Source organism: Rhodopila sp. (assembly GCF_035548235.1).
Classification (GTDB): Bacteria; Pseudomonadota; Alphaproteobacteria; order Acetobacterales; family Acetobacteraceae; genus Rhodopila.
Genome location: NZ_DASZTJ010000253.1, coordinates 1 through 19,686, shown reverse-complemented (window position 1 = coordinate 19,686; position 19,686 = coordinate 1). Strand labels below are relative to the sequence as shown.

18 protein-coding genes are annotated in these 19,686 nt (G+C 67.5%); 14 read left to right on the top strand and 4 right to left on the bottom strand.

Features of this window, described 5'->3' with window-relative positions:
• The first annotated feature begins 1 nt into the window (after position 1).
• From VHB27_RS20515 to VHB27_RS20450, 14 genes are all read left to right on the top strand, one after another.
• Positions 2-1,060: an ABC transporter ATP-binding protein gene (locus VHB27_RS20515; RefSeq protein ID WP_325604045.1), complete on the top strand. Its 1,059-nt coding sequence runs from the start codon at positions 2-4 to the stop codon at positions 1,058-1,060.
• Positions 1,048-2,010, top strand: a complete 963-nt coding sequence (locus tag VHB27_RS20510; protein WP_325604043.1) for an ABC transporter ATP-binding protein — start codon at positions 1,048-1,050, stop codon at positions 2,008-2,010. Before VHB27_RS20515 ends, VHB27_RS20510 begins: the two co-directional genes overlap by 13 nt.
• A gap of 11 nt (positions 2,011-2,021) precedes the next feature.
• Positions 2,022-3,374: an LLM class flavin-dependent oxidoreductase gene (locus VHB27_RS20505; RefSeq protein WP_325604042.1), complete on the top strand. Its 1,353-nt coding sequence runs from the start codon at positions 2,022-2,024 to the stop codon at positions 3,372-3,374.
• 213 nt (positions 3,375-3,587) lie between these two features.
• Positions 3,588-4,526, top strand: a complete 939-nt coding sequence (locus tag VHB27_RS20500) for an NUDIX hydrolase (protein ID WP_325604040.1) — start codon at positions 3,588-3,590, stop codon at positions 4,524-4,526.
• 58 nt (positions 4,527-4,584) lie between these two features.
• Positions 4,585-5,568 (top strand): quinolinate synthase NadA, encoded by a 984-nt coding sequence (nadA, locus tag VHB27_RS20495; protein WP_325604037.1) that lies wholly within the window; start codon positions 4,585-4,587, stop codon positions 5,566-5,568.
• A 4-nt stretch (positions 5,569-5,572) separates the two neighbouring features.
• A complete protein-coding gene (nadC, locus tag VHB27_RS20490) occupies positions 5,573-6,439 on the top strand; it encodes a carboxylating nicotinate-nucleotide diphosphorylase (RefSeq protein ID WP_325604035.1) in 867 nt (288 codons plus the stop codon).
• 97 nt (positions 6,440-6,536) lie between these two features.
• The gene (gene ilvD / locus VHB27_RS20485) at positions 6,537-8,402 is read left to right on the top strand and encodes a dihydroxy-acid dehydratase (protein ID WP_325604033.1); all 1,866 of its coding nucleotides are present in this window, start codon (positions 6,537-6,539) and stop codon (positions 8,400-8,402) included.
• A 281-nt stretch (positions 8,403-8,683) separates the two neighbouring features.
• Positions 8,684-9,601, top strand: a complete 918-nt coding sequence (locus tag VHB27_RS20480; protein ID WP_325604028.1) for a carbohydrate ABC transporter permease — start codon at positions 8,684-8,686, stop codon at positions 9,599-9,601.
• On the top strand, positions 9,598-10,470 hold the full coding sequence (locus tag VHB27_RS20475) for a carbohydrate ABC transporter permease (RefSeq protein WP_325604026.1): 873 nt from the start codon (positions 9,598-9,600) through the stop codon (positions 10,468-10,470). Before VHB27_RS20480 ends, VHB27_RS20475 begins: the two co-directional genes overlap by 4 nt.
• A 58-nt stretch (positions 10,471-10,528) precedes the next feature.
• Positions 10,529-11,317, top strand: a complete 789-nt coding sequence (locus VHB27_RS20470) for an alpha/beta fold hydrolase (RefSeq protein ID WP_325604024.1) — start codon at positions 10,529-10,531, stop codon at positions 11,315-11,317.
• A 21-nt stretch (positions 11,318-11,338) separates the two neighbouring features.
• Complete coding sequence (locus VHB27_RS20465; RefSeq protein ID WP_325604022.1) at positions 11,339-12,532, top strand: LLM class flavin-dependent oxidoreductase; 1,194 nt, start codon at positions 11,339-11,341, stop codon at positions 12,530-12,532.
• A gap of 161 nt (positions 12,533-12,693) precedes the next feature.
• Positions 12,694-12,981, top strand: a complete 288-nt coding sequence (locus VHB27_RS20460) for a hypothetical protein (protein ID WP_325604020.1) — start codon at positions 12,694-12,696, stop codon at positions 12,979-12,981.
• Between the two features lie 112 nt (positions 12,982-13,093).
• Entirely contained in the window at positions 13,094-14,974 is a 1,881-nt protein-coding gene (locus VHB27_RS20455) for an ABC transporter ATP-binding protein (RefSeq protein WP_325604018.1), read from the top strand.
• 55 nt (positions 14,975-15,029) lie between these two features.
• The gene (locus tag VHB27_RS20450; protein ID WP_325604016.1) at positions 15,030-15,797 is read left to right on the top strand and encodes a glucose 1-dehydrogenase; all 768 of its coding nucleotides are present in this window, start codon (positions 15,030-15,032) and stop codon (positions 15,795-15,797) included.
• Positions 15,798-15,965: 168 nt separating this feature from the next.
• On the opposite strand, the gene serS is transcribed toward VHB27_RS20450, so the two are convergent.
• The 4 genes from serS to VHB27_RS20430 form a co-directional block, all read right to left on the bottom strand.
• Positions 15,966-17,243, bottom strand: a complete 1,278-nt coding sequence (gene serS / locus VHB27_RS20445) for a serine--tRNA ligase (RefSeq protein ID WP_325604014.1) — start codon at positions 17,241-17,243, stop codon at positions 15,966-15,968.
• 2 nt (positions 17,244-17,245) lie between these two features.
• The gene (gene tatC, locus VHB27_RS20440; protein WP_325604060.1) at positions 17,246-17,989 is read right to left on the bottom strand and encodes a twin-arginine translocase subunit TatC; all 744 of its coding nucleotides are present in this window, start codon (positions 17,987-17,989) and stop codon (positions 17,246-17,248) included.
• 79 nt (positions 17,990-18,068) lie between these two features.
• Positions 18,069-18,662 (bottom strand): Sec-independent protein translocase protein TatB, encoded by a 594-nt coding sequence (gene tatB / locus VHB27_RS20435; RefSeq protein ID WP_325604012.1) that lies wholly within the window; start codon positions 18,660-18,662, stop codon positions 18,069-18,071.
• A gap of 63 nt (positions 18,663-18,725) precedes the next feature.
• A complete protein-coding gene (locus VHB27_RS20430; RefSeq protein WP_325604010.1) occupies positions 18,726-19,475 on the bottom strand; it encodes a metallophosphoesterase in 750 nt (249 codons plus the stop codon).
• Positions 19,476-19,686 lie beyond the last annotated feature (211 nt).

Genomic DNA, 19,686 nt, shown 5'->3' with positions numbered 1-19,686 from the left:
GATGACGGAGCTGGTCACGCAGGAAACCACCGGAGAGGCGTCGGCGCGGCGCGACGTCCCGCTGCTGTTGTCGGTGCGCGGCCTGCGCGTGTCGTACCGCACCCCGCGCGGCACGATGCACGCCGTCGACGGCGCCAGCTTCGACGTCGGTCAGGCCGAAATGCTCGGTCTCGTGGGCGAATCAGGCTGCGGCAAGACCACCGCCGCCCGGTCGCTGACCGGCGTGCTGGCCGGCAACGCGCGGGTCACCGGCGGCAGCGTGACGTTCACCGGCCGCGACCTGCTGGCACTCGACCGGCAGGACGCGCGCGCGATCCGTTGGACCGAGATCGCCTTCGTGCCGCAATCGGCGATGAACTCGCTCGACCCGGTGTATCGGATCGAGGCACAGCTTCTCGAAGTCCTCGCCCGCGGCAATATCCGTGGCCGAGCGGCGCGGCTGCGGGCGCGGGAACTGTTGGATATGGTGGGGCTGCCGCACACGGTGCTGGCGTCGTTCCCGCACCAGCTCAGCGGCGGGATGCGCCAGCGGGTGGCGATCGCGCTGGCGCTGGCGCTGAACCCGCTGCTGGTGATCGCGGATGAACCGGTGACCGCGCTGGACGTGATCGTCCAGCGGGAGGTGCTGGACACGATGCGCGACCTGCAGAGGCGGTTGCACGTGTCGGTCATCATGATCACCCACGACATCAGCGTCGTGGCCTATTGCTGCGACAGCATCGCGGTGATGTATGCCGGCCAGGTGGTGGAATCCGGCCCCAGCGCCGTGCTGCTGGGGCAGGCGGCGCATCCCTACACGATGGGTCTGTGCAACGCCTTCCCGGACCTGGAGCGGGCAGCCGACCTGCTGGTGCCGATCCAGGGCAGCCCACCCGACCTGCACGAACCGCCGACCGGCTGCCGGTTCGCCGCGCGCTGCCCGTTCGCCCTCGAACGCTGCGCGCAGGAACCGCCGCCGCTGACCGAGATCGCGCCCGGACACCGGGCCGCCTGCTGGCGCAGCGGGGAAGCGGCCGCGCTGCGCGTGCGCGCGACGGAGGCATCGACATGGATGCCATGACCGACACCGCGCTGGTGGAAGCACGCGGCCTGACCAAGCATTTCCAGTCCGGCGGCGCGACGGTGCGGGCGGTCGACGGCCTCGATTTCCGGATCGACCGGGGCGAGACGGTCGGCCTGCTGGGCGAGTCCGGCAGCGGCAAGACCACGACCGGCCGGCTGCTGCTGCGGCTGACGCCGCCATCCGCCGGGGAGATCCGCTTCGGCGGCGCCGATGTCGCGACCATGTCCGGGCCGGCGCTGAAGCGGTTCCGCACCCGCGCGCAGCTTGTGTTCCAGAACCCGTTCGACGCGCTGAACCCTCGGTTCACCATGCGGCAATCCCTGGCCGAACCGCTGATCAATGCCGGCGTTCCACGGTCGGAACGGGCCGAACGGATGGACGCGGTGCTGCGCCAGGTGCACCTGCCCGACGCGGCCGGCGTGCTGGCGAACTATCCGCACCAGATGTCGGGCGGTCAGTTGCAGCGCGTGGTGCTGGCCCGCGCGCTGATCCTGCGGCCGGACTTCATCGTCGCGGACGAACCGGTCTCGATGCTGGATGTCAGCGTGCGAGCGGGGATCCTGAACCTGATGCGGGACGTGCGCGATGAGATGGGGCTGGCCGCCATCTACATCTCCCACGACGTCACGCTGGTCCGCTATGTCTGCGTCCGCACGCTGGTGATGTATCGCGGCCGTATCGTCGAGGACGGGCCGACCGAAGACGTCGTGCGCCATCCCCGACACCCGTATACACAGGCGCTGATCGCCGCCGTCCCGGTCCCCCGCGTCGAACAGAACCGCGCGGCGATCCCGCTCAAGCCCGCTCGGCATGGCAGCGGCGACCTGGCCGTCGGCTGCGGCTTCCGCGACCGCTGCCCGTACGCCTTCGAACGCTGCTTCGCCGAAAAACCGGAATTGCGGCCGGCCGGCGCCGGCCACCTGGCCGCCTGTCATCTCGATCCGTAGGAGCCTTTGCCATGCCGAAACGTCAGATGAAGCTGACCGCTTTCTGCCACCCGCCGGGTCATTGGCTGATGCCGGGCGCGAAGCCGACCGACATGGATTTCGAGGAATGCGTCCACATGGCGCGGGTGGCGGAGCGGGGCCTGTTCGACATGCTGTTCTTCCAGGACAGCGCCGCCGTGGCCCCGGCCTTCTACCTGCCCGGGGGCGGTGCCGAAGCACTGGCAGAGGCCGCGCGCTGCGTGCGGCTGGAACCGCTGACGCTGTTGGCCGCGCTGGCGCCGATGACGAAGCATATCGGCCTGATCGCGACCGTCACCACCACCTATAACGACCCGTTCAACGTGGCCCGGAAATTCGCCACCATCGACCATATCAGCAAGGGGCGGGCCGGGTGGAACCTGGTGACGTCGCAGAACGTCGACGAGGCGCAGAACTTCAGCCAGAACGAGCACATGGCGCATGATCTGCGCTATGAACGGGCGCAGGAATTCTACGACGTCGTCACCGGATTGTGGGACAGTTGGGAGGACGATGCGATCATCCGCGACCACGACACGGGGAAATATATCGATCCCAAAAAGGTCCATGTGCTGAACCACGAAGGCAAGCACTTCAAGGTCCGCGGCCCGCTGAACGTCGCCCGCCCGATCCAGGGCAATCCGATCATCGCCCAGGCCGGATCGTCGGAGCCCGGCAGGGAACTCGCCGCCCGCACCGCCGATGTCGTGTTCACCGCGCAGGTGTCGCTGGAAGAGGCCCAGGCCTTCTATAGCGACGTCCGCGGCCGCATGCCGAAATACGGCCGCTCGCCCGACGATATCCGCATCATGCCGGGCATCCGCTACGTCCTGGGCCATACCGAGAGCGAGGCGAAGGAACGCTACGACATGATGCTGGGCGAGGCCTCGATCGAAGGCATGCTGAAAAGCGTGCAGCGCCTGTGCGGCGACCTGGACATCCGCAAGTACGACATCGACGGCCCGCTGCCGGACCTGCCGCCCAGCAACGCCGCCAAGGCCCGCCAGAAGATGATGATCGACCTGGCGCGGCGGGAGAACCTGTCGATCCGCGAACTGGCACGGCGGTTCACCTTCAGCCTCGGCCACATGGTCTTCGTCGGCACGCCCAAAAGGCTGGCGGATTTCATGGAGGACTGGTTCACCCGCGACGCCTGCGACGGCTTCACCATGCTGTCGCCCTACTTCCCCGAACCGCTGGAGATGTTCGTGGAGAACGTGGTCCCGGAACTCCAGCGCCGGGGCCTCTTCCGCACGGCGTATGAGGGCAGGACGCTGCGGGAGAACCTGGGGCTGAAGTTCAAGCCGCACCGCGTCGCGGCGCAGCGGGAGACCGTCCCCGCCTGAACAATTCCTGCAGTGCCGCGTGGGCCGGAGCGGGTGCTCTCGTCATGGCGGGGCTCGATCCCGTCGTGGTCGGCCTTCGCCGACGACGACGCAGAGGGGGGTCCCCGCCTTAACCCAGGTCACGGAAATTTCTCGGGCGGGATGGCAAGACAAGGCTGTGGCGGGGGCTTCGTGGCCTGATATATGACAACGCCCAACCCGAAGAGTCCGCTTTTGCGCCAACCCGCGACCGCCCTGCGCGCCGACGACCGCAACGAGTCCGCCAACCGCGTCGCCGCGGAGCTGATCGCTGTCGTCGTCGCGGTGACGCGCGGCGAACCGCGGGTCCTGACGATCGGCGGCACATCGGCGCTGCCCTCGGGTCCGTTCCAGACCACCCACCGATCCCTGCAATCCGGCCTGCGAAGCTGGGTGGAGGAGCAGACCCATCACGCGCTGGGCTATGTCGAGCAGCTCTATACCTTCGCCGACAGCGACCGGACACAGGACGGCAGCCACCGGATCTCGATCAGCTACCTGGGGCTGACGCGGGAGACGGCGCAGCCCGGCGTTGCGGGGAACGCCTGGCGGAACTGGTACGAGTTCTTCCCGTGGGAGGACCACCGCAACGGCGAGCCGGCGATCATCCGCGACGACCTGCTGCCACGGCTGACCGCCTGGGCGGCCGGCAAGGGCGAAGCGGCCGAACAGCGCGTCGCCATCACCTTCGGCGCCTGGAACGAGGAACTGGTGCTGCAGCGCTATGAGCTGCTGTACGAAGCCGGCCTCGTGCCCGAGGCCTGCCGCGACGGCATGGCGGCGGGGCAGCAGGACACCACGCCGGGCAGGCCGATGGTGCTGGACCACCGCCGCATCCTGGCCACCGGCATCGCGCGGCTGCGGGCAAAGATCAAGTACCGGCCCGTGGTTTTCGAACTCATGGCCGACTCCTTCACGCTCGGGCAGCTCCAGCGCACGGTGGAGGCGATCGCCGGGCGAGGCGTCCACAAACAGAATTTCCGCCGCCTGATCGAACAGCAGGAACTGGTGGAAGAAACGGGCGAAACCACCCAGGCGACCGGCGGCCGTCCCGCCAAGCTGGTGCGCTTCCGCCGGTCGGTCCTGGCGGAGCGCGGCGTGACCGGAAGCAAGCTGCCGCTGCCGCCGGGTTGACAACCCTTATACTCAGTCCCAGCATAAGCATTGTAATGCTCATGTGGAGTATAAGGCCATGCAACAGGTCACGTCCGAGATCGCCTCGCCCCTCTATGCGCGGGTACGTCACATCATCCCGCCGATCGAATGGCCGGTGTTCGAGGATGACATCGACGCCATCCTGCGGCTGAAGCGGCAGCGCAACGCGATCATCCTGGCGCACAACTACCAGACGCCGGAGATCTTCAACTGCGTGGCCGACATCACCGGCGACAGCCTGGCCCTGGCGCGGGAGGCGATGCGGGCCGAGGCGGACGTGATCGTCCTGGCCGGCGTCCACTTCATGGCCGAGACGGCGAAGCTGCTGAACCCGGAGCGGACGGTGCTGATCCCGGACACGGGGGCGGGCTGCTCGCTGGCGGAATCGATCACGCCCGCGGATGTCCGCCTGATGCGGCAGCGCTATCCCGGCGTGCCGGTCGTCACCTATGTCAATACGTCCGCCGCGGTGAAGGCGGAGTCCGATATCTGCTGCACCTCGGGCAACGCGAAGCAGGTGGTGGAATCGCTGGGCGTGCCGGAGGTCATCATGATTCCGGACGAATACCTGGCGAAGAACGTCGCGGCCGAAACCGGCGTGAAGATCATCGCCTGGGCCGGCCACTGCGAGGTGCATGAGCGGTTCACCCCGGCCGATATCCGCGGCTTCCGCGACAGCCATCCGGGCGTGGTCGTGCTGGCGCATCCCGAATGCCCGCCGGAGGTGGTGGCGGAGGCGGATTTCGCCGGCTCGACCGCCGCGATGGCGGATTATGTCGATCGCAAGCATCCGGCGCGGGTGGTGCTGCTGACCGAATGCTCCATGAGCGACAATGTCGCCGTCCGTCACCCGGACATCGAGTTCGTGCGGCCGTGCAACCTGTGCCCGCACATGAAGCGGATCAGCCTGGGCAATATCCGCGAAGCGCTGGAGGAGATGCGGCACGAAGTCCTTGTACCGGACGACATCGCCGCCCCGGCGCGGCGCGCGGTCGAACGCATGCTGGCGGTGAAGGGCTGAGACGATGTCCGATCCGTCGATTTTATCCCCGTTGCCGCGCGTGATGCTGGAACCCCTGGTGCGCGCCGCCCTGCTGGAGGATCTGGGCCGAGCGGGGGACATCACCACGGACGCGATCATCCCGAGCGGGATGCGGACGCAGGTGGCGCTGGTGGCGCGGCAGAACGGCGTGGTGGCGGGGCTGGACCTCGCGGCGCTGGCCTTCGCGCTGATCGATCCGGCGATCGTCATGGAAACGGAGGCGCCGGACGGCTCGCCGGTCCGGCCGGGCCAGGTGCTGGCGCGGGTCAGCGGGCCGGCGCGCGGCATCCTGACGGCGGAGCGGACGGCGCTGAACTTCCTGTGCCACTTGAGCGGCGTGGCGACCGGGACGGCGTCCATCGTGACCGCCATCGCCGGCAGCAAGGCGCGGGTGGTCTGCACCCGCAAGACCATGCCCGGCCTGCGCGCGGTGCAGAAATACGCCGTGCGCGCCGGCGGCGGCAGCAATCACCGGTTCGGCCTGGATGACGCGGTGCTGATCAAGGACAACCACATCGCCGTCGCCGGCGGCATCACCCCGGCGGTCAAGCGCGCTCGGGCCGCCACCGGGCACATGGTGAAGATCGAAGTCGAGGTCGATACGATGTCGCAACTGGAGGAGGTGATGCGCGTCGGGGCCGACGCCGTGCTGCTGGACAACATGGGGCCGGAGATGCTGCGGGAGGCCGTGGGGATGATCGGCGGCCGCGCGATCGCCGAGGCGTCCGGCCGCATCAACCCGCAGACGGCGCCTGCGATCGCGCAGGCGGGGGTCGACCTGATCTCGGTCGGGTGGCTGACGCACAGCGTGGCGGTGCTGGATATCGGGATGGATTACGAGGCGGGGTGACGGAACGGCCGCCCCATCCCCGCTTCCCTGGCGTTCCGCCGAACACTGGACTATGCAGGCGCGACAAATAGACCCGCACGGAAGGCCGCCCAGGATCATGCCCGCTTATCGTTCCCGCACCACCACCCATGGCCGCAACATGGCCGGCGCCCGCAGCCTGTGGCGCGCGACCGGTATGGGGGATGGCGATTTCGGCAAGCCGATCATCGCGATCGCCAACTCCTTCACCCAGTTCGTGCCGGGCCATGTCCACCTGAAGGACCTGGGGCAGTTGGTGGCCGCGGAGGTGCAGGCGGCGGGTGGCGTTGCCAAGGAATTCAACACGATCGCCGTCGATGACGGCATCGCCATGGGTCATGACGGCATGCTGTACAGCCTGCCGTCGCGGGAGTTGATCGCCGACGCCGTCGAATACATGGTCAACGCCCATTGCGCCGACGCCCTGGTCTGCATCAGCAACTGCGACAAGATCACCCCCGGCATGCTGATGGCGGCGATGCGGCTCAACATCCCGACCGTCTTCGTCTCCGGCGGGCCGATGGAGGCCGGCAAGGTCGTCGCCCCCGGCCAGAAGAAGGCCAAGTCCGTCGACCTGATCACCGCCATGGTGGTCGCCGCCGACCCGACCGCGACGGACGAGGAGACGCTGACCGTCGAGCGTTCGGCCTGTCCGACCTGCGGATCCTGCTCCGGCATGTTCACCGCCAATTCGATGAACTGCCTGACCGAGGCCCTGGGCCTTGCGCTGCCCGGCAACGGTACCCTGGTGGCGACCCACGCCGACCGCCGCAAGCTGTTCGTCGAGGCCGGCTGGCTGATCGTCGACCTGGCGCGGCGGTACTACGAGCAGAACGACGTCACCGCCCTGCCGCGCACGATCGCGGCGTTCAAGTCGTTCGAGAACGCGATGTCGCTGGACATCGCCATGGGCGGATCGACCAACACGGTGCTGCATCTGCTGGCCGCGGCGCAGGAGGGCAATGTGCCCTTTACGATGGCCGACATCGACCGCCTGTCGCGGCGGGTGCCCAACCTGTGCAAGGTCGCGCCCTCGGCGCCCGAGGTGCATGTCGAGGACGTCCACATGGCCGGCGGCATCCTGGGCATCATGGGGGAACTGGATCGCGCCGGGCTGATCCATCGGGACGTCCCGAGCGTGCATGGCACGACCTTGGGCGACGCGCTGGCGAAGTGGGACGTGCTGGCGGAAGGCCGGACGCCGGACGACAACGCGACGACGCTGTTCCGCGCGGCACCGGGCGGCGTGCGGACCACGGAAGCTTTCAGCCAGGACCGGCGGGGCGACACGCTCGACCTCGACCGGCAGAAGGGCGTGGTGCGCGACGTCGCGCATGCGTTCAGCAAGGACGGCGGCCTTGCGGTGCTGTCGGGCAACATCGCGGTGGACGGGGCGATCATCAAGACGGCCGGCGTCGATCCGTCGCTGATGGTGTTCGAAGGGCCGGCACGCATCTTCGAAAGCCAGGACGATGCGGTGACGGGCATCCTGGGCGACAAGATCAAGCCGGGCGACGTCGTCGTCATCCGCTATGAAGGCCCCAAGGGCGGCCCCGGCATGCAGGAGATGCTGTATCCGACCAGCTACCTGAAGTCGAAGAAACTGGCGCATCTCTGCGCGCTGATCACCGACGGCCGCTTCTCCGGCGGGTCGTCGGGGCTGTCGGTCGGCCACATCTCGCCCGAGGCGGCGGAGGGCGGCGCGATCGGGCTGATCGAAGAGGGCGACCGGATCCGCATCAACATCCCGGAACGCCGGTTGGAACTGGTGATCTCGGACACGGAACTGGCGGCGCGGCGGGCGAAGATGGACGCGAAAGGCGCCGATGCCTGGCAGCCGAAGCGCGAACGGACGGTGTCGATGGCGCTGCAGGCCTATGCGGCGCTGACGACCAGCGCCTCCCGCGGGGCGGTGCGCGACGTGTCGCAGTTGCGGCGGCGGTAAGGCAGGTCCGCCGTGGCCCGGCCTTGGCCGGGCCAGCGCGCGGCCGCCCGCCTGCGAAAGGCGGAAAAAGGATTGACGGCGACATCCTGATTGAAGCAGCCTCTAGATTACGAGGCTTACACATAATGCACGGGCGAAACGCCCGGCCTGTCAGGGAGGTCAACGGCGATGGGACCCATCAGCCGGCGCAGGGTGCGTCGTACCTCGTTTATTGAACAGAACGCGCGCGTTCATCGGGATTTCACCAGGGCCAGCCACGGCTAGGCGCGGAGGACTCCCCCATGAGCCTGTCACAGCGCGCGATCCCGGCCGGTGCGGTCCTTCCGTTCCGGCCGGCACGGCGCAAGCCATGGCATATCGGGCTTCTCGGCCCGGACTATGCCTGGGCCCTGGCCTTCACGCTGCCCTATACCGCCATCTTCCTTTTCTTCGTCGTCTATCCCATCGGCTACGGTCTTTGGCTCGGCGGCGATCCGAAACTGTATGCCGAGCTGTTCACCGATCCCCGCTATGCCGGGGCCGTGGTGAATACGCTGCTGTATGTCGGCATCGGCGTGAACGTGAAGATGTTCCTGGCCTTCCTGCTGTCCGGCTTCTTCATGCGCAAGCGATGGTGGATCAAGGCGCTGCTGGTCGTCTTCATCCTGCCATGGGCGACGCCGGCGCTGCCCGCCTTTATATCGATCCACTGGTTCCTGGATGGGCATTGGGGCCTGCTGAACAACCTGCTGTATTGGCTGTTCGGCATCGACGGGCCGGTCTACCTGAACTCCCACTGGACGGGGCTGGCGTGCAATATCAGCGCGTATATCTGGAAGAACCTTCCGTTCTGGACCATCATCATGCTCGCCGGCCGCATGGCGGTGCCGCAGGAGTTGTATGAGGCCGCCTCGGTCGATGGCGCCGGCAGCCTGACACGTTTCTGGAACGTGACGTTCCCGCTGATGGCGAACCTGTATTTCGTCTGCACCCTGCTGGATACGGTGTTCGCGCTGGGTGAGTTCAACGCGACCTATTTCGTATCCGGCGGCGGTCCGGCGATGTCCACCGAAGTTCTCGCCACGCTGGGGATTCGTTACGCTTTCACCTTGTCGCTGCCGCGGCTGGGCGTGGCGGCGGTGATGTCGGCGCTGCCGCTGCTGGTGCCCTTGGTCATCCTGCTGATGCGCAAGCTGCGCATGTCGGAAGGCCAGCTATGAACGCGACGCTCGCCCGGCGCACCCGCTATCGCCTGAATCGGTGGACGGTGGAGGCGGTGTCGCTGGTCCTGGGCCTGGTGCTGGTGATCTGGTCGGTCCTGCCGATCTACAACATGGTCATCATCGCGCTCGACAGCCATGACGATATCTTCAGCGGCACGCTGTGGCCCGAACACCCGTCGCTGGACAGTTTCCGCGTCGTGGTGACGCAGGATTTCTGGTACCTCGCCGCGTTCTGGCACCAGTTCGGCAACAGTTTCATCGTCGGACTGACGACGATGTTCCTGACCGTGTTCATCGGTTCCCTGACCAGCTTCACGGTGGGGCGGCTGCGCATCCGCCATGGCTGGCTGCTGACCAACGCGGCATTGATGACCTATGTGATCCCGGCTTCGTTCCTGGCGATTCCGTTCTATCGGATCATGCAGATCTATGGGCTGGGCGATAACCTTCTGTCGGTGATCGCGGCGCTGACGACGTTCGCCACGCCGTATGCGATCTTCATCTTCTCGCAATACGGCAAGTCGATCCCGATGGAACTGGACGAATCGGCGCGCATCGACGGCGCCACGCCGTGGCAGATCTACTTGCGCGTCTACCTGCCGCTGATGGCGCCGGCGCTGGTCGCGGTCGGCACCTATGCGCTGTTGCTTGCCTGGAACGAGTATCTGTACAACTTCCTGTTCCTCTCCACGCCGCAGAGCATGACCGTCGCCGTGGCGCTGGCACAGTTCCTCAACAGCGACGAGTCGCCGTGGAACTTCATGATGGCGACGGCGATCATCTACGCCCTGCCGCCGATGATCCTGTACTACGGCTTCCGCCGCTACATGACGGCCGGCCTGACGATGGGCGGGGTGAAGGGCTGAGGTTGCCGAACGCCGCGGTCGGCGTAGACTTCCGTTCAAGCAAGACGGGAGGAAGCGGTTGACCGAGCATATTGGGGTCTCGGGCGTCGACCTGGAGATCATCCGGCAGGGGCCACCGCAGGGGACCGGGCGGCCGCTGCTGTTCCTGCATCCGGGCGAAGGCTTGCAGCCTGATCGCCCCTGGCTGGCGGCGTTGGCACGCCGGTTCCACGTCGTCGCGCCCTTCCATCCGGGCTTTGGCGGCTCCGCGCTGCCGGACTGGGTCGGTTCCGTCGATGACCTGGCGTATCTGTATCTCGACCTCGCGGCGCAGCTTGGCCTGAAGGACGCGCTGCTGGTCGGCAACAGCTTCGGCGGTTGGATCGCAGCCGAAATGGCGGTGCGCAACACCGCCCGCTTCGCCGGACTGCTGCTGGCCGATCCGTTGGGGATCAAGGTCGGCGGCGTGCTGGATCGCGACATCGTCGACATGCACGCGACGGCGCGAGCGGACCTGTCGCGGCTCGGCTGGGCCGATCCGGCGAAGGCCGAGATCGATTATGCCAAACTGTCCGATATCGAACTGGCCGGCATCGCCCGGGGGCGGGAAGCGCTGGCCGTGTTCGGCTGGAAGCCGTACATGCACAATCCGCGGCTGAAACGATGGCTGCACCGGATCGACATCCCGACGCACCTGGTCTGGGGCGAACAGGACCGGATCATCGCGCAACCCTATGTGGAGGCATGGAAGGCGGAAATCCCGGGCGCATCGTTCGAGACGCTGCCGGGCGCCGGGCACTATCCGCATCTGGAACAGCCCGACGCGTTCGCCTCTCGGGTCGAAGCGTTATCGAAACGGCTGGGATAAGACCCACGGAGGAAAACGAACATGCGCACCTGGTATTTCTCCGAAATGGCCTACCACCACGCCTGGGACAAGGGCCTCGCCCGCGGTTCCCTGCGCGTCACCTTCCCCAATGAGAACGTCGATCCCGCCGAGGCCGGCAGGCTGCTGAACCGCTATCTCGACGAATTCGCCCTGTGCGACGAAGTCGGGCTCGACATCATGGTGAACGAGCACCACAGCACCGCGACCTGCATGACCGTATCGGTCCCGATGGCGCTTGCCATAATTGCACGTGAAACCAAAAACGCCCGGTTGCTGTCCCTGGGCAATCCGATCGCCAACCGTCCCGATCCCGTCCGCGTCGCGGAGGAAATGGCCTGGCTCGACTGCCTTTCGGGCGGGCGGATCGAAATGGGGCTGGTCAAGGGCGCGCCGTACGAGATCCATCCCGCCAATTCCAATCCCGGGCGGTTGATGCGCCGGTACTGGGAAGCGCATGACCTGATCATCAAGGCGCTGACGACGCATGACGGCCCGTTCTCCTGGGAAGGCGAATTCTTCCAGTACCGCGCAGTGAATATCTGGCCACGTCCGATCCAGCAGCCGACGCCGCCGATCTGGATGACGGGCATGAGCGTCGATACCGGCATCGCCGCCGCCGAACGCGGCCACGTGGTGGGCACGTTGCTGTCCGGCGGCCTCGCCAAGCCCATGTACGACGCTTATCGCAAGCGTGCTCGGGAGCTTGGCTGGGAAGCCGGACCAGACCGCATGGCCTATGCCGCCATCGTCGGCGTCGGCCGGACGCGCGAGGAAGGGCTGCGCCGGGCGCACGAGATCGCGGATTACGTGCGGACGGCGCCAGTGGTGGCGGAGCCGTTCACGAACCCGCCAGGCTACAACTCGATCGGCGCCAACGTGGCGATGCTGAAGGCCGGCCCGCGCGCGCATCGTCTGGTCACCGACCGCAACGGTGTGCCGATCGACCACCGCACCGCGACGGTCCAGCAGTTCATGGATACCGAGACCGTGTTCGCCGGCACGCCCGACGACGTGTTCGACCAGCTCAAGGCGTTCAACACCCGCATGGGCGGCGTCGGGCACCTGCTGTTCTTCGGCCAGGGCGGTCACCTGTCGCATCGGGACGCCAAGGAGAACATCCGCCTGTTCGGCACCGAGGTCGCACCGCGCCTGCGCGAACTCGGCGCCCCCGAACAGGCGGCCGCAGCGGAATAGCGGCCATCGGACGCCGGATGAACTATTCGAGCAGCGGCGCCTGCCGGCCGTCTTCAAAGACGCGTGATCGCTGCGTTGCCCCGCTGCCGCCACACTCCTGTCATTGGGTCGTTACATTGCCACCCTAGATAGCCTCCACATTCGATTGCAGGAGGTCGAACATGTCCGTTCTGAAGCGCATTGGCACTGTCGGCGCGGTGGCGAGCCTGGCCCTGGCCGGCATGATGGCGATGCCGCACCAGGCGAAGGCCTGGTGGCATGGCGGATGGGGCGTGGGAGTCGTCCTGCCGCCGGTGGTGATCGCGCCGCCGGTCTATGCGCCGCCGCCTCCGGTGGTCTACGCGCCGCCGCCGGTGGCGTATGCGCCGGCGCCCTACTATGCGCCGCGCCGGGTCTGGATCCCGCCGCATTGGCGGGGCGGATACTGGGTGCCGGGTCACTGGTCGTAGCCGGTTCCCGTCGGCGTCGTGGTCCGTTTGACCACGACGCCATAAGCGAAAATCGCAGGCCGTTACACGCCGAAGGTTGACGCCGCCTGCCGGCCGGGTTCACCGGTAGGGCATGTTGCGCCGCTTCGAAGCCCTGCTCGATCCCACAGCCGGCATTCCAGATCCGCCGCCGAATGCCGGCCTCGTGCGGTTCTATTGGCAGTTCATCCGCCAGGTTCGTGGCCTGACCGTCGCCCTGTTCCTGTTCGGCGGCCTGCTGGCGGTGCTGGACACGCTGATTCCCGCCTTCATCGGCCAGATCGTCGCCATCGCGTCGGCGCACCGGCCCGACACGCTGTTCGCCGAGGCCGGTAGTCGCCTGCTGCTGATGGCCGCGGTCCTGCTGTTTGTCCGTCCGGCGGCCTTCGTTGCGCACAACATCCTGGTCAACCAGGTCGTCAATCCCGGCTTCTCCAACATGATCCGGTGGCAGAACCATTGGCATGTCGTCCGGCAGAGCTGGACGTTCTTCCAGAACGACTTCGCCGGGCGCATCGCCAACCGCGTCCTGCAGACCGGGCCGGCGTTGCGCGAGAGCCTGGTGATGGCCTTCGACGCCGCCTGGTACATCCTGGTCTACGGCACCAGTGCGCTGTTCATGCTGAGCCGCCTCGACGGCAGCCTGATGCTGCCGCTGATCGTCTGGTTCGTCGCCTATGCCGTCATGCTGCGCTATTTCGTGCCGCGCCTGCGCGAACGCTCCCGCCGCGTGTCGGAGCAGCGGTCGAACCTGACGGGCCGCGTCGTCGACAGCTACACCAATATCCTGACGGTCAAGCTGTTCGCCCGAGCGGCGGATGAGGATGCGTTCGTGCGGGAGGCGATCGATGAGCATACGGACGCCTTCCGCGCCCAGACGCGCATGACGACCGCCTATACGACCACGCTGGTGTCGATGAACGCCTGCCTGATCGTCGGCACGGCGACGCTCGCGCTGTGGCAGTACAGCCTGGGGCACATCGCGATCGGCGCGGTGGCGACTGCGATCCCGTTGGCCTGGCAGCTCAACAACATCGCCGGCTGGGTGGCGCGCAGCGTGACGTCCATCTTCGAGAATATCGGCACGGTGCAGGACGGGATGCGCTCGATCGACGTGCCGCGGCAGATGGCCGATCCGCCCGGCGCGAAAGAGCTGGTCGTTACCGGTGGAAGGATCGAGGTCGGGAACCTGCATTTCGACTACGGCCGGGTCCGCGCCGGCGCAGCCGATGGGGCACCCGGCGGGATCAGGGGCGTGCTGCATGGGATCGACCTGGTGATCGCGCCGGGGGAGCGGGTGGGGCTGGTCGGCCCGTCCGGCGCGGGGAAATCGACCTTCGTCAACCTGCTGCTGCATTTCTACGATCCCGCCAAAGGCCGCATCCTGATCGACGGGCAGGACGTCGCCGGCGTCACGCAGGAAAGCCTGCGCCGGCATATCGCGATGGTGACGCAGGACACGTCGCTGCTGCACCGCTCGATCAAGGAGAACATCCGCTACGGCCAGCCGGACGCCACGGACGCCGAGATCGTCGCGGCGGCCAAACGCGCCGCCGCGCATGATTTCATCGTCGGGCTGGAGGATTGGCACGGCCGCCGCGGCTATGACGCGCATGTGGGGGAGCGTGGGGTGAAGCTGTCCGGCGGCCAGCGCCAGCGCGTCGCCCTCGCGCGGGTGATCCTGAAGAACGCGCCGATCCTGGTGCTGGACGAGGCGACCTCGGCGCTGGATTCGGAGGTCGAGGCGGCGATCCAGGAACAACTCGACACGCTGATGGAAGGCCGCACGGTCATCGCCATCGCGCACCGCCTGTCCACCATCGCGCGGATGGACCGGCTGATCGTGCTGGACCAGGGCCGGATCGTCGAAACCGGGTCGCATACCGACCTGCTGCGCCAGGGCGGCGTGTACGCGCGGCTGTGGCACCGCCAGTCGGGCGGGTTCGTCGACGCCGGCCTGCAGGCGGCGAAGTAGCCGGGCGGACGTTTACCCGATAGGTTTCCCGGATAAACAACCAGGAGGGAAACGGATGTCCGGGATACTCGAAGGCAAGGTCGCCCTGGTGACCGGCGGCGGCAACGGGATCGGCCAGGCCGCCGCGCTCGCATTCGCTCGGGAAGGCGCCCGCGTGGCCGTCGCCGACCTGGAAGAAGCGTCGGCCGCGGCGACCGTCGCCCTGGTCAACCAGGCCGGCGGGCAGGCGATCTCCCTGTCCGGCGACGTGACCGAGGCGGCGCGGGTGGAGGCCGTGGTGCAGGCGACCCTGTCCGCCTATGGACGGCTGGATTGCGCCTTCAACAACGCCGGCATTGCGCCCTACCAGGTGAATTCCATCGGGCAGTCCACGCATGAATGGTCCGAGGCCGCGTTCGACCGGATGATCGCGGTGAACCTGAAAAGCGTGTGGCTGAGTCTGAAGTATGAACTTCCGGCGATGCAGGCGGGCGGCGGCGGTGCGATCGTGAATACCGCCTCGATCGCGGGGCTGGTCGGGCTGAAGGGCTCGACCGCGTATGTGGCGGCGAAGCACGCGGTGATCGGCCTGACCAAGACGGCGGCGATGGAATACGCGGAGCAGGGGATCCGGGTGAACGCGGTATGTCCCGGCTTCATCACCACAAGGATGACGGCGCTGGCCCGCGAACAGCGCGGCGACGCGATCATGCGCCGCACTCCGCTGGGCCGCTTCGGGGAGCCGCGGGAGATCGCGGAGACGGTGGTGTGGCTGTGTTCGGATCGCGCCAGCTACGTGACCGGGGCGGCCTATGAGGTGGACGGGGGGTATACCGCGGCGTAACGGGCGCGCCGCGCCGTCGGGCTGGCCCGGATATCTACGGGTTGTGGTCTCGCGAGCGTCTATTCACCCGTCATGGCCGGCCTGCGCCGGCCATGATGGAATGGGCACGTCTGCCCCACGACGGAATGGACGCCGCTGCCCCTCCATGCGGCGTCATTCCGAGACCTCTCAGCCCGCGGCGATCGCCTCCAGCCCCCCCAGGTACGGCCGCAGTGCCTCGGGAACGGTGATCGAGCCGTCCGCCTGCTGGTAGTTCTCCATCACCGCGATCAGCGTCCGCCCGACCGCCAGGCCCGACCCGTTCAGCGTGTGGACGAAGGAGACCGCCTTTCCGTCCGAACCGCCCCGGAAGCGGGCATTCATCCGGCGCGCCTGGAAGTCCTTGCAGTTGGAGCAGGAGGAGATCTCCCGATACGTCCCCTGGCCGGGCAGCCAGACCTCGATGTCATGGGTACGGGTGGAGGCGAAACCGGTATCCCCGCTGCAAAGCACGATACGGCGATAGGGCAGGCCCAGCCGTTCGAGGACCATCTCGGCGGATCGGGTCATCCACTCGTGCTCATCCCAGGACTTCTCGGGATGGGCGATGCAGACCATCTCGACCTTGCGGAACTGGTGCTGCCGCAGCATGCCGCGGGTGTCGCGGCCGGCCGACCCGGCTTCCGACCGGAAGCAATCGGTCAGGGACGTGACGCGGATCGGCAATTGCTTCTCGGCGACGATGTCGCCCGCGACCATGTTGGTCAGCGGGACCTCGGCGGTCGGGATCAGGTAGCGGCCGTCGGTGGTCTTGAACAGGTCTTCCTCGAATTTCGGCAACTGGGCGGTGCCATAGGCGGTGGCCTCGTTCACCAGGGACGGCACGATCGTTTCCTCGTAGCCGCGTTCCTGGGTGTGGAAGTCCAGCATGAACTGCGCCAGCGCGCGTTCCATCCGCGCGAGCTTGCCGCGCAGGACGGTGAAACGGGCGCCGGCGAGCTTGGCGGCGGTGGCGAAGTCCATCATGCCCAGCGCCTCGCCCAGCTCGAAATGCTGTTTGGGCACGAAGTTGAAGGCGCGGGGTTCGCCGACGCGCTTCAGCTCGACGTTGGCGGTCTCGTCCGGTCCGTCGGGGACCGAGGCGTCCAGGACGTTGGGCAGGGCCTCCAGGATGCGCTTGATGGCGGCATCGAACTCCGAGACGGCTGTCTCCAGCCCGTCCATGTCGGTGCGCAGGGCGGTGGCCTCGGCCTCCAGCGCGGCGGTATCGGCGCCCTGGCGCTTGCCCTGGCCGATCTCCTTGGCCAGCGCGTTCCGCCGCGCCTGCTTCTCCTGCAACGCCGTCTGCGCCGCGCGGCGCTGCGTATCCAGCGCCAGGATTTCCGACGACACCGGCGACAGGCCGCGACGCGCCATGGCGGCGTCGAAAGCGGCGGGGTCGGTACGGATGACGCGGATATCGTGCACGGCTACACCTCGACTGGCTTGGGTTCGACCCAGCGGGCGGACAGGATGGAGATCTCGTAGAGCGCGATCAGCGGCAGCGCGAGCCCGGTCTGGGTGATGACGTCGGGCGGCGCCAGGATCGCGGCGATGATGAACATGCCGACATAGGCATAGCGGCGGAACTTCTTGAGCTGCTTGGACGAGGTGATGCCCACCTTCGCCAGCAGCGTCAGCGCGACCGGCAACTGGAAGGTGATGCCGAAGGCGAAGATCAGCTTCATCACCAGGTCGAGGTATTCGCTGACGCGCGGCAACAGCTCGATCGGCACGCCGCCGCCGCCGGTCGGGGTCTGGAAGCTGGCGAAGAAGCGCCAGGCGAACGGGAAGACGAAGTAGTAGGCGAGCGCGGCGCCCAGGATGAACAGGACCGGCGTCGCCACCAGGAACGGCAGCAGCGCCCGCTTCTCGCTGCGATAGAGGCCGGGGGCGACGAACAGCCAGATCTGCGTCGCGACGATCGGGAAACTGACGAAGGCGCCGCCGAAGAAGGCGACCTTGATCTTGGTGAAGAACGCCTCGTAGAGCTGGGTATAGACCAGATGCGGGTCGTTCATCCCCTGGTCCCGCAGCACCTGGGCCAAGGGTTCGGCCAGGAAGTAGTAGATGTCGCCCGAGATGTAATAGGCACCCAGGAAGCAGACCAGGAAGGCGACGGCCGACCAGATCAGGCGCCGGCGCAACTCGATCAGATGGTCGAGCAGGGGCATCGGCTTGTCGTTGATCGGATCGTCTTCTGTGTCTGCCACGGGGTGTCCGGTGATTGGGTGGGGGCTTAAGCGGTGGGGCTCACGCCGGGGGCTGACGTTGCAGCACGGCTTCGGGGGGAATGAAAGCGGGTGCCTCGGGCTGCGAGGCCTGGGCCTTCGGCTTGGGCACGAGTTGCGGCGGGATGAAGGCCGGTGCGGCGGGGCCTTGCGCTTCGTCCTGCCCTTGGGGGGCTTCGGCATCCGCCGGCTCGCCATCCCCCGCGGCTTCGGGGTCGACCGGCTCCTGCGCCGGTGCGTCGATCGTCACCGGGTCCAGGGTCGATACTTCCGTGGCCTCGGGGGTAGCTCCAGGGGCAGCTCCAGGGGCAGCTGATGGCTGGTCGAACGGGTTTTCCTCGAAGGTCCGGCGGATCGAACGGTCGGGATCGACCGCCTTTTCCAGCGCCGAGGCGATGTCCATCCGCCGCAGGTCGCTGAACGCGGACTTCACGTCGCCAAGTTCGGCCTCCCGCACCAGGTCGTCGACATGGGTCTGGAACTCGGCCGCCATGCGGCGGGCCTTCTTGATCATGGTGGTGACGGTGCGGATGGCCGCCGGCATGTCCTTGGGGCCGATCGCGATCAGGGCGACGGCGCCGATAAGCATGATTTCCGACCAGGCAAAATCGAACATGAGCGTTTAAGGGCCTCCGGGGGCCGCTTGCTACCACCAAGCCGGGGCGGGGGAAACAGGCGCTTAACGGTGAGCGATCGAGACGGCCGCGTCCACCGGGTCGGCGAACAGGAATCCCAGGCGGTCTTCCTCCAGCACGGCACAGGTCATGACGCCGCCGAAGACCGCGCCGGTGTCGATGGCGATGCGGTTGTGCTTGACGACCGGCGTCTTCACCGGGGTATGGCCGTGGACGATGACGGCGCCGAAATCGGCCTCGGAATACAGGAAGAATTGCCGAGCGCGGAGAAGGTCCTCGCGGGCCTGGCGGTCGAGGGGGATGTTGGGGCGGACGCCCGCATGGACGAAGGCATAACCGCCGGTTCGGTGCATCAGGGCCAACCCGTGCAGGAAGCGCTGGTGGTCGGCAGGGACCTGGGCGGACCAGGCTTCCCGCGGGCCGGCGGGGTCGATGCCGTAGCTGCGCAGCGTCGCCTCGCCGCCGGCGAACAGCCAGTCGGTGCCGGCGGCACGCTCCCCGGCCAAGGCTTCGATCATGGTGAACTCGTGGTTGCCCAGCAGGTTGACCATCTCCAGGCCGGGGATCGGGCAGCCATCGGCGAGGCGGGCGATGACGCCGGCGCTGTCGGCGCCGCGATCCACGTAGTCGCCGATATGCAGCAGCGTGGCGTGGGCCACGGGGCGGCTGGCGGCGTCGTCGGCGATCATGGCGTGCAGGTTGGCGAGCTGGCGGTCGCAGCCGTGGATGTCGCCGATGGCGTAGATACGATGGTCAGGCGGCAGCTTGGCCGGAGCGGGCTGGAATTCTATCATTGATTGCCGGGTTACAGGCCAAACGCGGCCAGATCAACTCGACCCGCCCGGTTCGGACGATGGAGGTTGCGCATGCGGCGGATCGCCCTGACGTGCCTGCTGTTCCTGGCTTCCTTGACGATGCCGTCCCTTGCCGCCGCGGCCGGCTGCGCACCGGTGGCGATGGGCGGCCCGCGGGCCTGGCCGGCGGCGGCAGGGACCGCGGCGGAGG

Excerpts from the sequence above, each read along its gene's own strand:
- VHB27_RS20450 (WP_325604016.1), top strand. The coding sequence starts at position 15,030 with ATGTCCGGGATACTCGAAGGCAAGGTCGCCCTGGTGACCGGCGGCGGC.
- VHB27_RS20430 (WP_325604010.1), bottom strand. The coding sequence starts at position 19,475 with ATGATAGAATTCCAGCCCGCTCCGGCCAAGCTGCCGCCTGACCATCGT.
- nadC (WP_325604035.1), top strand. The coding sequence starts at position 5,573 with ATGTCCGATCCGTCGATTTTATCCCCGTTGCCGCGCGTGATGCTGGAA.
- VHB27_RS20480 (WP_325604028.1), top strand. The coding sequence starts at position 8,684 with ATGAGCCTGTCACAGCGCGCGATCCCGGCCGGTGCGGTCCTTCCGTTC.
- VHB27_RS20515 (WP_325604045.1), top strand. The coding sequence starts at position 2 with ATGACGGAGCTGGTCACGCAGGAAACCACCGGAGAGGCGTCGGCGCGG.
- tatC (WP_325604060.1), bottom strand. The coding sequence starts at position 17,989 with ATGCCCCTGCTCGACCATCTGATCGAGTTGCGCCGGCGCCTGATCTGG.
- VHB27_RS20505 (WP_325604042.1), top strand. The coding sequence starts at position 2,022 with ATGCCGAAACGTCAGATGAAGCTGACCGCTTTCTGCCACCCGCCGGGT.
- VHB27_RS20475 (WP_325604026.1), top strand. The coding sequence starts at position 9,598 with ATGAACGCGACGCTCGCCCGGCGCACCCGCTATCGCCTGAATCGGTGG.
- tatB (WP_325604012.1), bottom strand. The coding sequence starts at position 18,662 with ATGTTCGATTTTGCCTGGTCGGAAATCATGCTTATCGGCGCCGTCGCC.
- VHB27_RS20460 (WP_325604020.1), top strand. The coding sequence starts at position 12,694 with ATGTCCGTTCTGAAGCGCATTGGCACTGTCGGCGCGGTGGCGAGCCTG.
- nadA (WP_325604037.1), top strand. The coding sequence starts at position 4,585 with ATGCAACAGGTCACGTCCGAGATCGCCTCGCCCCTCTATGCGCGGGTA.
- ilvD (WP_325604033.1), top strand. The coding sequence starts at position 6,537 with ATGCCCGCTTATCGTTCCCGCACCACCACCCATGGCCGCAACATGGCC.
- VHB27_RS20465 (WP_325604022.1), top strand. The coding sequence starts at position 11,339 with ATGCGCACCTGGTATTTCTCCGAAATGGCCTACCACCACGCCTGGGAC.
- VHB27_RS20510 (WP_325604043.1), top strand. The coding sequence starts at position 1,048 with ATGGATGCCATGACCGACACCGCGCTGGTGGAAGCACGCGGCCTGACC.
- VHB27_RS20455 (WP_325604018.1), top strand. The coding sequence starts at position 13,094 with ATGTTGCGCCGCTTCGAAGCCCTGCTCGATCCCACAGCCGGCATTCCA.